Origin of the sequence: Leifsonia sp. AG29 (assembly GCF_009765225.1) — a bacterium.
Lineage (GTDB): Bacteria > Actinomycetota > Actinomycetes > Actinomycetales > Microbacteriaceae > Leifsonia.
Genome location: NZ_VMSF01000001.1, coordinates 25,946 through 38,149 on the forward strand (window position 1 = coordinate 25,946; position 12,204 = coordinate 38,149).

General features: G+C 63.6%; 13 protein-coding genes. 7 read left to right on the forward strand and 6 right to left on the reverse strand.

What is annotated here, in order from left to right:
• Positions 1–3: 3 nt before the first annotated feature.
• The 6 genes from FPT20_RS00160 to FPT20_RS00180 form a co-directional block, all read right to left on the reverse strand.
• Positions 4–882, reverse strand: a complete 879-nt coding sequence (locus FPT20_RS00160) for an oxidoreductase (protein WP_158861676.1) — start codon at positions 880–882, stop codon at positions 4–6.
• Positions 883–916: 34 nt separating this feature from the next.
• Positions 917–1,660 carry an SDR family NAD(P)-dependent oxidoreductase gene (locus FPT20_RS00165; RefSeq protein WP_158861677.1) on the reverse strand — a complete coding sequence of 248 codons (744 nt, stop codon included), beginning with the start codon at positions 1,658–1,660 and terminating at the stop codon, positions 917–919.
• A 59-nt stretch (positions 1,661–1,719) separates the two neighbouring features.
• Positions 1,720–1,812, reverse strand: a complete 93-nt coding sequence (locus FPT20_RS18085) for a hypothetical protein (RefSeq protein WP_267902686.1) — start codon at positions 1,810–1,812, stop codon at positions 1,720–1,722.
• Between the two features lie 67 nt (positions 1,813–1,879).
• Positions 1,880–2,053 carry an aldo/keto reductase gene (locus FPT20_RS18090; protein ID WP_267902687.1) on the reverse strand — a complete coding sequence of 58 codons (174 nt, stop codon included), beginning with the start codon at positions 2,051–2,053 and terminating at the stop codon, positions 1,880–1,882.
• Positions 2,054–2,186: 133 nt separating this feature from the next.
• A complete protein-coding gene (locus FPT20_RS00175; RefSeq protein ID WP_199245613.1) occupies positions 2,187–3,137 on the reverse strand; it encodes a sugar kinase in 951 nt (316 codons plus the stop codon).
• The gene (locus FPT20_RS00180; RefSeq protein ID WP_158861678.1) at positions 3,134–3,796 is read right to left on the reverse strand and encodes a bifunctional 4-hydroxy-2-oxoglutarate aldolase/2-dehydro-3-deoxy-phosphogluconate aldolase; all 663 of its coding nucleotides are present in this window, start codon (positions 3,794–3,796) and stop codon (positions 3,134–3,136) included. The genes FPT20_RS00175 and FPT20_RS00180 overlap by 4 nt, the downstream gene beginning before the upstream one ends.
• Positions 3,797–3,952: 156 nt before the next feature.
• Here FPT20_RS00180 and FPT20_RS00185 point away from each other — a divergent pair, with 156 nt between their 5' ends.
• From FPT20_RS00185 to FPT20_RS00215, 7 genes are all read left to right on the forward strand, one after another.
• A complete protein-coding gene (locus tag FPT20_RS00185; RefSeq protein WP_158861679.1) occupies positions 3,953–5,278 on the forward strand; it encodes a sugar ABC transporter substrate-binding protein in 1,326 nt (441 codons plus the stop codon).
• A 200-nt stretch (positions 5,279–5,478) separates the two neighbouring features.
• A complete protein-coding gene (locus FPT20_RS00190; protein WP_158861680.1) occupies positions 5,479–6,255 on the forward strand; it encodes a carbohydrate ABC transporter permease in 777 nt (258 codons plus the stop codon).
• Position 6,256: 1 nt separating this feature from the next.
• Positions 6,257–7,096 (forward strand): carbohydrate ABC transporter permease, encoded by an 840-nt coding sequence (locus FPT20_RS00195; RefSeq protein WP_158861681.1) that lies wholly within the window; start codon positions 6,257–6,259, stop codon positions 7,094–7,096.
• Positions 7,093–7,869 (forward strand): SDR family NAD(P)-dependent oxidoreductase, encoded by a 777-nt coding sequence (locus FPT20_RS00200; protein ID WP_158861682.1) that lies wholly within the window; start codon positions 7,093–7,095, stop codon positions 7,867–7,869. Before FPT20_RS00195 ends, FPT20_RS00200 begins: the two co-directional genes overlap by 4 nt.
• Positions 7,866–10,172: an alpha-amylase family glycosyl hydrolase gene (locus FPT20_RS00205; protein ID WP_158861683.1), complete on the forward strand. Its 2,307-nt coding sequence runs from the start codon at positions 7,866–7,868 to the stop codon at positions 10,170–10,172. Before FPT20_RS00200 ends, FPT20_RS00205 begins: the two co-directional genes overlap by 4 nt.
• Complete coding sequence (gene manD / locus FPT20_RS00210; RefSeq protein ID WP_158861684.1) at positions 10,169–11,386, forward strand: D-mannonate dehydratase ManD; 1,218 nt, start codon at positions 10,169–10,171, stop codon at positions 11,384–11,386. The genes FPT20_RS00205 and manD overlap by 4 nt, the downstream gene beginning before the upstream one ends.
• A 42-nt stretch (positions 11,387–11,428) precedes the next feature.
• The gene (locus FPT20_RS00215; protein WP_158861685.1) at positions 11,429–12,184 is read left to right on the forward strand and encodes a FadR/GntR family transcriptional regulator; all 756 of its coding nucleotides are present in this window, start codon (positions 11,429–11,431) and stop codon (positions 12,182–12,184) included.
• Positions 12,185–12,204: the final 20 nt, after the last annotated feature.

Sequence of the window (12,204 nt, forward strand, 5' to 3'; positions counted from 1 at the left end):
ATGTTACCGAGTGCTTGTGGTGGGTTGATCGGCGACCTGATCGGAGTCGGCGTCCACGGGTCGAAAGAGCCGCTTGATCAGAGCGTCGAACACTGAGTCGGGGAGAAGTCGGCGAAGGGCGACCAAGGGCTTTGCGCCCGCTCCCACGACGTAGCGAATGCGAGGTCGCGCCGCGGTGGCCGCATGCGCGATCCTTTCCGCGACGACGTGCGGCGCGGTCGCGCGACGAGGATTGGAGGCCGTGGAGTCGAGCACGCGGCCGAGTCCGAGAGCCTGCGCGCGGTACGGACCGCTGCCGCTCACATCGAGGAGCGAGGTCGATGCGCCGCTTCCCCATTCGGTGAGAACGGCCCCGGGTTCGATGACGGAAACCGAGATCCCGAATGGCGCGACCTCGATTCGCAGCGCGTCGCTCAGGCCTTCGAGGGCGAACTTGGTCGCGTGGTACCACGCCCCGAGGGGCTCGTAGATCTTCCCCCCGATGCTCGAGACATTGATGATTCTTCCCGCGCGTTGGCGGCGCATCGCCGGGAGGACGAGTTGGGTGAGCCGCCCCACGGCGAGCAGGTTGACGTCGACCTGAGCGCGAGCGGCCTGTGGGGCCACCTCCTCGAGGGCGCCGTATGAACCATAGCCCGCGTTGTTGACGACCACATCGATTCGACCGGTCTCCGCGATCGCGCGATCCACCAGCTGGACGAGCGTTTCATTGTCGCGCACGTCGCCCTGCACGGGGCGGAACGCCGGAGTCGAGGCTGCTATGGCCGCGAGGAGCTCGTTGCGGCGGGCCAGCCCATACACCGTGAAACCTCGGTCGGTCAGGGCTTGGACTGTGGCTTTGCCGATTCCTGATGATGCGCCGGTGACGATTGCCGTAGGCATGGTCTTCCTTTCTACTTGAGTGTCCGAGCCCATCTCAGGCGAGGAATCCGCCATCGACTGCCAGGTGCGCGCCCGTGATGTACGAGGCATCGTCCGACAGGAGGAAGGCGATGGCGCGGGCGACTTCCTTCGCGTCACCGATGCGCCCGAGCGGGATCCCCCGGTCGGCAACGATTTGCGTGCCCTCGGGATTTGCTTCGGTCATCTCTGACCAGATCACGCCGGGTTGGAGCTCGTTGACCCTGATGCCGAGCGTGCCGTACTGCTGCGCGGCCGACCGGGTGAGGCCGCGGAGTGCGTGCTTGGCGGAGGAGTAGTCGACGGTCAGTCCGCGGTCGGCGAACACGCTCGAGACGTTGACGATCGAACCGCCCCCGGCGTCGAGCATCGCGGGGATCTCCGCGCGCATAGCCAGAAAGACCCCAGTGAGGTCGGTGCCGAGTACCCGCGCCCAGTCCTCAACGGCGACCTGATGCAGCGGGGCCGGCGTGCCGGCGATGCCGGCGTTGTTGACGGCCCAGTGCAGTGCCCCAAAATGCTCGACGGTCGCGGCGACGACGTTCTGCATCGCTTTCGGGTCGCTGCTGTCGGCTGGGAAGACCAACGCATCACCGCCCACCTCGGCGATCTCGCTCGCGGTCTGGGTGAGAGCGCTCTCGCGGCGGCCTACGAGCGTGACGGAAGCGCCGCGCTCGGCGAGCACGATCGCGGTCGCACGCCCGATTCCGCTGCCGGCTCCGGTGACCAGGGCCACTCGGGGGGATGGAGAGAGAGTCATAGTGCCTCCAATATTCGTTACGAAACAGTGTTTCACAAACGTAGCAAAACAATGTTGCTTTAGTCCAGAGAGCGCGAAGATTGGAGTGCGCGCCAGGCCGGGACGTACTGGTCGAGTCTCGGCGCCGGCCAATGGATCATGTACAGGTCCACGTAGTCCAGACCCAGCCGCCTGAGACTGGCGTCGAACGAGCGGAGCGTGGAGTTACCAGTTGCCGGTTCACCACACCTTGGTGGTCACGAAGAGGTCCTGCCGCTGAATGCCGCAGCCGCGAACGGCCTCGCCGACTTCGGTCTCGTTGTCGTAGAAGGCGGCGGTATCGATGTGCCGATAACCGGCCTCGGTTTCGACGGTGACCGTCTCCGCGGTCGCGCTCCTGGGGATCTTGTACACGCCGGATCCGAGTTGCGGCATCAACCGGCCATCGCACAACTGGACCTCACGAACCGCGGGTCCCGAATCCATGGCGACCTTCCCTTCTTGCGTCGAGCACCGGCCCAACATCATGCCCCAGGGTCTGTGGACCCTAGCGGACCACCGGGTCGGACGAGTCCTCGACAAGGAGATCCTCGTATCGAGGCAGGCTTTCCCAATCTCCCGGATTCATGCAGGCGATCGCACCCGCGCGGTTCGCGTACGCCAAGCGGTGTTCAACATCCCAAGCCATGAGGACGCCGTAGAGGTAGGACGCGACGAAAGCGTCTCCGGCTCCTACGGAGTCATAGACGGGAACCTGTATGGCGGGGCTGTCGTAGTGCCGACCCCCGACGAGCGCATGGCACCCTTTGTCGCCGAGTTTGATCACAACCTGTCGAGCCCCGAGTGCCGAAATCCGCTCACTCGCCTCCTCTGGAGTGCAGGCGGTGCCGAGAAGAAGACATGCTTCATCGAGACCCGCGAACACAATGTCGCTGAGGGATGCCATCGTCCGATACAACTCATCCGGATTGCCTGAGGGCCACAGCTTGGACCGATGATTGACGTCGAATGCCACCGTCTTGCCCGCATCCCGCGCCATCTTCATGGCGAAGAAGACAGCGCCCTTGGCGCTCAATGAGAGGGATGGTGTGATGCCGGTCACATGCAGGATGGCAGAGCCGGCGATGATGCTCGGGTTGATGTCGCCGGATTCTAGGCGGCTGCCGGCGCTATTGTCCCGGTAGTAGTGGACCGCGGTGCGCCCCGTGCTTCGCCGTTCCTTGATCATGATGGCGGTCGGTGCGGTCGGATCGACAACGACGCTCGTCGTGACGCCCTCTGCGCGCAGCTCTCGGGAGATGCGACGGCCCAGCGAATCGTCGCCCACGCGCCCGATCCAGTGGGCGTTGAGCCCGAGGCGACGCACTCCGATCGCAACGTTCGACTCTGCTCCGCCGATGCTGACCCGCGCCGTCGTGGCCGTTTCCAGACCCACGGAATCCTCGGCCCAAACCAAACCCAGGGTTTCGCCCAGGGTGCAAACGTGTACGGGGTTCACGCTCGCACCTCTCCCGCTGCCCGGGCGAGTTCTTGCGCGTCTCGGCAGAGGCGCGCGATCCCCGACCAGTTCTGGTCGACGATCAATTGCTTGGGAATCATCCAGCTCCCGCTGACTGCGGCCACGGCCGGGTGGGCGAGGTAGTCGGCTGCCGTCGTCGATGAGACGCCGCCCGATGGCATGAAGCGAGCGTGAGGGAGGACGGCGGAAAGCGCCTCGATGAGGGCGAGCCCGCCCAGTGCGTGTACCGGATACACCTTGAGCAGATCGAAACCCGCAGCTCGAGCCGTGATGCCTTCCGTCGGTGTTGCAACGCCTGGAATATAGGGCATTTGAATGTCGATACTCGCATCGGCGACCTCCCCTACGAAGCCGGGACTCACGACGAAGGAGGCGTTGAGAGAGTCGGCCAGCTGCACCTGTTCGGCGACGATCACGGTGCCCAGCCCCACAGAGAGGCCGCCGTGTGCGATCAGCTCCGCTGCCGCGTCCGCCGCACCACGGGTGCGGAGGGCTACCTCGACCAGGCCGATCCCGGTGCTCGTGAGGACATCAGCGAGTCGTCGACCGTCCCCCGATCCTTCGAGTATCGCGAGAGGAACCAGGCCCGAAATGGTGGTCGGGGGAGAGGGCAGGCGCCTCGGGGTAGAGTTCACCATTGAACCTTTCTGGTATGGCTGGTAATACCAGAACAGTGCCAGACGGTATCCGCCTTGTCAACGCGGCTTCCAGAGCGGTATTGACGGGTTGCATCGCGTCTTGTAAAACTGGTCAGACCGGACAGGATTGGTCCGAGTACTCGAAGAGGAGTTGTCATGGAAGTCTTACCCTTGCGCCTCAGCCACTCTCGCCGCGAGCTTGGCGATCCCCGGAGGCGAAGGCGGGCGCGAGCGGTCGCTCTCGGGGCGATCGCGGCTGCGGTCTCTCTTGTTCTTGCAGGTTGCGTCGGTTCCGGGTCGGGTGCGGAGAGCACTCAGCAGGCCAGTTGGGCGCTCCCCGCGAAGGATGTCACTACGACGCTTAAGCTCTGGAATTACCAGTCGAGCCCGCAGGAGAAGCAGTGGTGGAATGCGGCCGTGGACTCGTTCAAGAAGGAGTACCCGAACGTCACGATCCAGACGACGATCGTTCCCTACGCAAGCATGACGTCCAAGCTGCTCGGCAGCGGGGTCAGCAAGAGCATCCCCGATGGTGTCCTGTATAACCCGGCCGACAGCGCAAAGCTCTATGAAGCGGGCATCATCCAGGACATCACTCGTGGATGGTCCGGATTCGCGGATAAGGCAAAGTTCCCGTCGTCTGTCATCTGGAAGTCGGGGGACAAGGTTCTCTCGGTGCAGGGTTACATCAACACCACCGCCATCTGGTACAACAAGACCATCCTCGACAAGGCCGGCGTGAGTGCACCTCCGAAGACCATCGAAGAGTTCGGCCAGGCCTTGGCCGCGGTCAAGAAGGCAGGATTCAACGGATTCCTCCTGAGCGGCCAACCGAACGGTTCCGGCGAGTTCGATTTCCTGCCGTGGCTCTATGCGTACGGGCAGAATTACGGAAAGTTCGATAAGGCCACGGTCGAGAAGGTGTTTGCACAGTTCGGTCAGTGGATCGATGCCGGGTACATCCCGAGAGATATCACGAACAACAACGAGGGTGACAACGGCAACATCTTCGCGAATGGGCAGTACGCCTTCGTGCAGAACGGGAACTGGAACCTCAAGGGCGCGCGCTCCGCTAATTACTCGTTCGAATGGGGCGTGAGCGACTTTCCCACCGGCCCGAGCGGGGCACACGGAATCGGCGGTGGCGAAGGCTTCTCTGTCGGTGCTGGAACGAAGTATCCGGCCCTCGTGTACAAGTTCTTCGAGCACATGCTGCTGAACAAGCAGGCTCAACTGGACATTCTGGCCGCGACGGGCAGCCTTCCGGTTCGGAGCGATGCGGCGGAGGACCCGGCGATCCAGTCCAACCCCGACCTGACGGTCTACGCGAAGGTCGTCAAGGATCTCGGGTCGCGCCCGAACACGCCGAAGGTCAGTGACTTCCTCAACACCATGGGAAAGATCTGGAACTCGTTCGCAGGCGGGTCCATCAGCGCCTCCGAAGCCGCCGATCAAGTCGTCTCCCAATTGAACAATCCGTGAAACCGGCTGATCAGATGAACACGACAGCACAGCCTGGTGGGCTGGGAGCGGCGACGCTCCCAGCCCGCCAGGGCCCGGTCTCGAGTAGGGCGAAAAAGCGCGGAAGCCGCCGACGTTGGGCCACTTACGCGCTCTTCTCTGCTCCGGCGGCCGTCCTGCTCGGAGTCTTGGCCCTTTATCCCATTTACATCCTGCTGCGCATGGCGTTCAGCGACGTCGGCGTACAGAACCTTCTGGGCAGCTGGCCGCTGAACGGCGTCGACAATTTTGTTAGCGTCTTCGCCGACCCGGCCTTCCGCACCGTGGTCTTGCAGACGTTGGCTTTCGTGGCGCTCGTCATGGTTGCCACGCTGGTACTCGGCTTCTTGGCGGCGATGCTGCTCCGGGGAGCGAGTCGCGTCAACTCCGCCGTGCAGACGACCATGATCTTCGTCTGGGCGTTGCCGCCTGTTGTCGTCGGCAGTTTGTGGAAGTTCCTCCTGTCGAGCTCCGGTCCGGTCAATTCCGTTCTGCTGGATCTCGGACTGGTCAAGGCCCCCATCCCGTTCCTCGGTCAGCCCTCCACGGCGTTGTTCTGCATCGGCTTGGTCACCGTCTGGGTGGGCATCCCTTTCGCGGCGCTTGTGCTCAAATCAGCGATCCTCGACATCCCTCTCGAGGTCTGGGACGCCGCACGGGTCGATGGCGCAGGCCTACTGCAGACCGTCTGGTACGTGGTCCTCCCGGCAATCCGGCCGACTCTGTACATCCTCGGCGTCTTGAGCGTGGTCGGGGCGTTCCGTGGTTTCGACTTCATCTACGTGATGACCTTCGGTGGCCCCGGCTCATCGAGTTCTACGATCCCGTTCTTCGGTTACCTGACGGCGTTCCGGGATTACCAATTCGGCCATGCTGCCGCGATTTCCGTGGTCGCAATGGTCATCGTGCTCGGCCTGGCGATCGCCTACATCGCCGCTGTGCGGAAAGAGGACAGGTGACATGACCATTGCAGCCAGCCGCACTGGAGCACGCCTCGGACGAGCCGTCGCAATGGTGGGCCTCATCGGTATGTTCGCGCTTTACGCGGTCCCGATGGCGTACGTCCTCATTTCGTCCGTCAAGTCCAATGTGGACATCACGAACTCTCCGCTTTCCCTGGTATTTCAACCCACACTGTCCGGATACCTATCGATCCTGACCCCGGCGTTAGGTTCCGCGCTGTGGAACTCCGCCGTCATCACCGTTCTGGCCACGGCGAGCACGCTGATCTGCGCGGTGCCGCTGGCGTACGTTCTCGCACGGGTTTCCGGTCGATGGACGGGAATCGTCATCGGTGTCCTGATCGCGCTGCAGATGGTTCCCGGGTCGATCGCGGTAATCCCGCTCTACAGCCTGCTGCCCGCGTTGGGGCTGATCGGCACACTGCTGGGAGTGGCGCTGTCGATCGCGGCGGCTACGCTGCCGTACGCGGTCCTGCTCCTGAGACCGTTCTATCTGGCCGTTCCGCGGGAGGTGGAAGAAGCCGCCCAGGTCGACGGCGCCGGTCCGCTTCGATCCTTCTTCTCCGTCACACTGCCGTTGGTGCGCAATGGCGTTCTGGTGGTGACGATCCTCGTCTTCATCGGGGCCTGGGGGGAGTTCTTGTTCGCCATTTCGTTCCTGAGCAGTGCCAGCCAGTACCCGCTGAGCGTTCTCCTCGTACAGCAGCAGGGTCAGTACGGGACCGACTACAACGCACTCATGGCCTTGTCGATCATCGGGTCGCTGCCCACTCTGTTGCTGTTCATCTTCGCCGCGCGTCGCCTGACGAGCGGACTAGCCCTCGGAGCCGGGAAATGACGGGTCTCGATCTGAAGGGCCAGAGGGTACTGCTCACTGGAGGTCTCGGTGCGCTCGGGTGGCAAGCGGCGGAGACATTGACCGCAGGAGGGGCGCGCGTCGTTATCAACGACGTCGTCGCGGAGGTGACCGTTCAGCGCGATCTCGAGGCCGTCGCGGGGTACGTCGAGGGTGATGCCGCCCACGAAGGGCATGCCGAAGCAATCCTGCATGAAGCGACGCGCTTGTTCGGAGCTCTCCCCACTGTGGTCTGCCTGCACGCTGGCATTGTGACGTCGTCGCCCATCCTCGAGTACTCGCTCGAGCAGGTCGAGGAGGTCTGGCGTGCCAACACCCTGGCTGCATTCGCGTTGGCGCAGGTGGCCTGTCGGGCGTGGATCGATGCAGGACAGCAAGGCAACTTAGTCTTCACCACCTCGTGGGTCCAAGACATCCCGTGGCCGGGCATCGCCGCCTACTCCGCCTCGAAAGCAGCGATGAAGTCCATCGCCCGATCGTTTGCCCGCGAACTGGCCGGACAAGGAATCCGCGCCAATCTGATCGCTCCCGGGATCGTCGGCGCCGGCATGGCTTTGCACCAGTGGGAGACAGAGCCGGATTATCGTGCGCGCGCGCGAAAGGCAGTCCCTCTCGGACACCTGCAGACACCGCAGTCGTTCGCCGAGGCGCTCGCCTTTCTCGTTAGTGACTCGTCCGCCTACATGACGGGCGCGACCCTGCTCGTCGATGGCGGAGCAAGTTTGTATCCCATGGATGAGGAGGACCACCAATGACCACCACGACGAGTACGCCCACCGTTCAGCGGATTGTCGAGAACGGGGAGATGGTTCTGTCCTCTGAGTTCTCCACGCTCGCGGTCCATGTATCGACAGCGACCGGTCTCCCCACGGCGCTCGCCCTAGCGGAAGATGGCGGCGCGGAAGTCGAGCTCGTCTCCTCCGCGATCCTCGTCACGGGAGGTATGGATCGGCGGGGGGCGCTGGGCAAGCTCGAATACGACGGTGCCCACTCGGATAGTGGCCTGGAAGTCGTGGGTGAGCCCACGTCGCGCCTGGTACGCGGCGGGCGCGTATTCAGCATCCCGGTCCGGCTCGCCGGGTGGGCGGGGGAGGTGCGGTACACCTTCCGTGCTGTCTCGCCGCGCGTGGAGTGGTCCTGGTCCTGGTGGCCCGCGGACGGCGCAGAGGACCTGCGGGAGTTCGTTCTGCACCTGAAAGTGAGAACCACCGCGAAGGATGAGTGGTCGATCGACATCCCGGGTGCCCCTCTGCGTGCCGATGCTCCTCTAAGCGCGGTCGGCGCCTCGACGCCTGTGGCGACTGTCGGCGGCTTGCGGGGATCCAGTGCCATGTTCGCGCTCACTCACGCCCCCTCTGCGGCGTCGGTCGTCCTCTGGCCGCGCTCCGTCGACGAGATCGGCTCTCTCAGGTTCGTCGTCGACGAGGATTCCGCGGGGGTGGAGTACGCGACTGGTGTGGCCGGCATAGCAGCAGTGGGCAACCGCCTGGACTTCGAGACCGTCGCGATCGATCTCGTCTTGGATTCGGATCCGTTGCGCAACGCCTCGGGTTGGTATGGGCGGGCGGGTATCTCGACACCCCAGGACCGCCCTTCCTGGACGGCGGGCGCCACCATCTATGAAGCGCAGATCGGCACGTCGATCTTCGCAGGCGGCACGTGGACGTACTCTCCATATCCCGAGGCGCACGATCTTTTCGTCGATCTGCCTCGGATCCACGCTCTGGGTTTCGACACGATCCAGCTCATGCCTCGCCAGCCCTTCCCGAGCTACAACGTGATCGATTACGACGACATCGACACCAGTTACGGGGCGGAGGACGAGCTTCGACGCATTGTGGCCTGGTGTCACGAACACGGCATGCGGGTGATCCTCGACGTGCTGCTGCACGGCGTCATCGATAGGGAATCATTCCAGCAGGTGGTCGATGCGGTGAAGAGCGGCCCCTGGGCAGATCTTGTCGGATCGTCAGCGGACGAAATCCGTCAGCGCCATCTCACGGAGGAGCAGAAGTACGCCCTCTCTTGGAGTCGCCATATTCTGGATTTCGAGGCAGCTTGGTTCTCGGGATCAGCCGAGCGCCACCCTCTGGCCGACGAGCACCCAGAGTGGTTCTGCCGGGACGCGCGCGGCAACATCATCGGTATCTACACCAAAGCCTTCGACATGTCGCACCCCGGCTGGCAGCGGTACTTTACCGAGAAGATGCTCGCGCTCGTGGATCGGCTCAACATCGACGGGTTCCGCTTTGACGCTCCGGGCTATAACGAGTTCCCCAACTGGTCCTCTCGGTCTGCGACGCGGCCGGGCCTGCAGACGCTCGGCGCCGTGGAATTGTTCGAGCACATGAGGGTGGCGCTCCACTCCCGGAATAGCGCACTCATGATGTACACCGAACCGAGCGGTCCGCTGTGGCGGCAGTCGATGGACATCAATTACAACTATGACGAGTCCTGGCTTCTGGACTCGCTTGCCGGAACGGGAGGGGATCATCCCGCGAGTCGCGTCCGGACCGGGTCCGAATTGGCATTGTGGCTGCACCGGCGCGATCGCGCGCTGCCCCCGGGATCGGTGACGGCTCACCACATCGACTCCCACGACACCTTCTGGTGGCCGCTGCCGGGCGAGAAATGGCGTCGTGAGCAATTCGGACTCACCGCCGCTCGCGGGTTCATGACGCTGTTTGCCCTGTCGGGAGGTCCGTACATGATGTTCGTCGGAGGAGAGATCGGCTTGGAGGATGCGGTCGAGCAGGTCAACCGCTTGCGGCGTGAGCGTCCGGAGCTGGCGGCTGGTCAGCACCGTTTTGGAGTGCCCGCGGTGGGCGGCGACATCTTCTCCGTCAGCCATAGCTTGGCGGGGAAAGTCATGTCCACTCTGTTGGTCAATGCGTCGCACGCATCCGCGGTCGTCGAGGTCGGAATGAGTGAGGTTGGGCTAGGAGTGTGGTCCGATGCGCTCAGCGGGGATCGGTTCGAGAGTGCCGGGTCGTCCGCGCGGATGGAGTTCGGTCCGTTCCAAGCCCGGTTTCTCACTTTGGAGGCCGCGGCAGAATGATCATTACCGATGCCGATGTCCACGTGACGGGCAGAGGCCGCAACTTTGTCACTCTCGTCGTGCGCACCGATGCAGGGGTCATCGGCCTGGGCGATGCGACGGTCAACGGCCGTGAACTCGCCGCCGCCTCTTACCTGCGCGATCATGTCGTCCCGCTGCTGGTCGGTCGTGATGCGTTCACCATCGAAGACACCTGGCAGTACCTCTACCGCGGCGCCTACTGGCGGCGCGGGCCCATCACGATGGCCGCGATCGCTGCGGTCGATGTCGCCCTGTGGGACATTAAGGCGAAAGCTGCCGGGATGCCGCTATACCAGTTGCTCGGAGGCGCCAGCCGAAGCCGGGTTCGTACGTACGGACACGCCAATGGACGGGACACGGTCGAGCTGCTCGAGTCGGTTCAGCAGAGGATCGACGAGGGTTTCACCGCTGTGCGAATCCAAGTCGGAATTCCGGGGCTAGATAAGACGTATGGCGTGGTTAGCGATCCAACTTCGACGGCGTATGAGCCCGCTAACGGTCATCATCGCCCCGAGGAGGAGCTCTGGGACACCGAGCGGTACCTTCTGAGCATTCCCGGTGTATTTGCAGCGGTGCGGGAGCGATTCGGTGAGGATATTGCTCTGTTGCACGACGTGCATCATCGGCTCACGCCCACCGAAGCGTCTCGGCTTGCCCGTTCGCTGGAGCCGTACCATCCTTTCTGGATCGAGGACCCTAGTCCAGCAGAGAACACTCGCCTGTTCCGGCAACTCCGGCAGAGCACGACCGTGCCCATCGCCACCGGCGAGATCTTCAACACGGTGTGGGATTACGGTGCCCTGATCGAAGAGCGGCTGATTGATTTCGCCCGCTCGTCGGTGACTCACGGCGGAGGCCTGAGCGCCATGAAGAAGTTGCTCGATTTCGCCTCCCTGTTCCAGGTTCGATCGGCCATTCACGGTCCCAGCGACATCTCTCCCGTTGGCTTCGCGGCGGCGCTCCATCTCGACGTTGCTATCCACAACTTCGGAATCCAGGAATTCATGGGCTACCCGTCGGAAGTCTTCGACCTGTTCTCCGTTGAGTACTCGTTCCGGGACGGCTACCTGCACGTGGGAGAATCGCCAGGTCTCGGCGTCGGCTTCGACGTTGCGGCGGCGAAAGCGAGCGAGTACAGATCGGCGTACCTCCCCGTGGCCCGACTCGTTGACGGGACTATGCATGATTGGTGAGACAGCCTCGCCGGGCGGGTACGGTATGAGCGGAGGATCCACATGACGGCACCGAACCTCGGGCAAACGCTTGGAGCGCCTCCCCGTAAGTCCGACATTCTTGACGACTTGCAGGGGCAGATCCTTGAAGGTGCGCTCTATCCTGGTCAGCAGCTCCCGTCCGAACGGGAGTTGTGTCAGCGTTACGGGGTCAGTCGCCCGGTCATTCGCGAGGTGCTCGCGAGCATGGCCGAGGGCGGCTTCATCGCCGTGGTGCCCGGTCGGGGGTCCTACGTGCGTCCGCCCGCCCCTGACGAGTTGTCTCGGCCGATGGCGCGCGCCGCTGCGCGAGCGGGCACGACCGCTCGCGATCTGGTGGCGGCGCGTGTTGCGTTGGAGTGCGCCAGCGTCGAGCTGGCCGCGATGGCCGATGAGTCCGCTGTGGGAGCGATCGAGGAAGCGTTGCGCCGCCACAATGCTTCTGTGTCCTTGGAGGCCCAGGCGCGCACGGACCTGGAGTTTCATCAAGCGATCACGGCGGCGTCCGGCAATCCGGTTCTGTTGCTGATGTTCGGTGCCATCAGCGAACAGATCTACCAATTGATGCTTCGCAGCCACAGTGATGGCAGGGTGCATGAGGTCGGCGATCCTCTCCACGAGACCATCGTCGAGGCGATCAAGAACCGGGATCCGCAGCATGCGGCGCTCGTCATGAAACAGCACCTCCTGCTAGCCCTGGAGTTGTACGGCGACGATCTCGATCGAAGCCTCTTCGACGTGTTGACCGCCCGGGGTCTCCCGAGACCGGCGGGTGCTTAGAAGATCCCTGGCAGCGCCGG

Coding starts and splice junctions, on each gene's coding strand:
- FPT20_RS00160 (WP_158861676.1), bottom strand. CDS start 882: ATGCCTACGGCAATCGTCACCGGCGCATCATCAGGAATCGGCAAAGCC.
- FPT20_RS00165 (WP_158861677.1), bottom strand. CDS start 1,660: ATGACTCTCTCTCCATCCCCCCGAGTGGCCCTGGTCACCGGAGCCGGC.
- FPT20_RS00180 (WP_158861678.1), bottom strand. CDS start 3,796: ATGGTGAACTCTACCCCGAGGCGCCTGCCCTCTCCCCCGACCACCATT.
- FPT20_RS00185 (WP_158861679.1), top strand. CDS start 3,953: ATGGAAGTCTTACCCTTGCGCCTCAGCCACTCTCGCCGCGAGCTTGGC.
- FPT20_RS00190 (WP_158861680.1), top strand. CDS start 5,479: ATGGCGTTCAGCGACGTCGGCGTACAGAACCTTCTGGGCAGCTGGCCG.
- FPT20_RS00195 (WP_158861681.1), top strand. CDS start 6,257: ATGACCATTGCAGCCAGCCGCACTGGAGCACGCCTCGGACGAGCCGTC.
- FPT20_RS00200 (WP_158861682.1), top strand. CDS start 7,093: ATGACGGGTCTCGATCTGAAGGGCCAGAGGGTACTGCTCACTGGAGGT.
- FPT20_RS00205 (WP_158861683.1), top strand. CDS start 7,866: ATGACCACCACGACGAGTACGCCCACCGTTCAGCGGATTGTCGAGAAC.
- manD (WP_158861684.1), top strand. CDS start 10,169: ATGATCATTACCGATGCCGATGTCCACGTGACGGGCAGAGGCCGCAAC.
- FPT20_RS00215 (WP_158861685.1), top strand. CDS start 11,429: ATGACGGCACCGAACCTCGGGCAAACGCTTGGAGCGCCTCCCCGTAAG.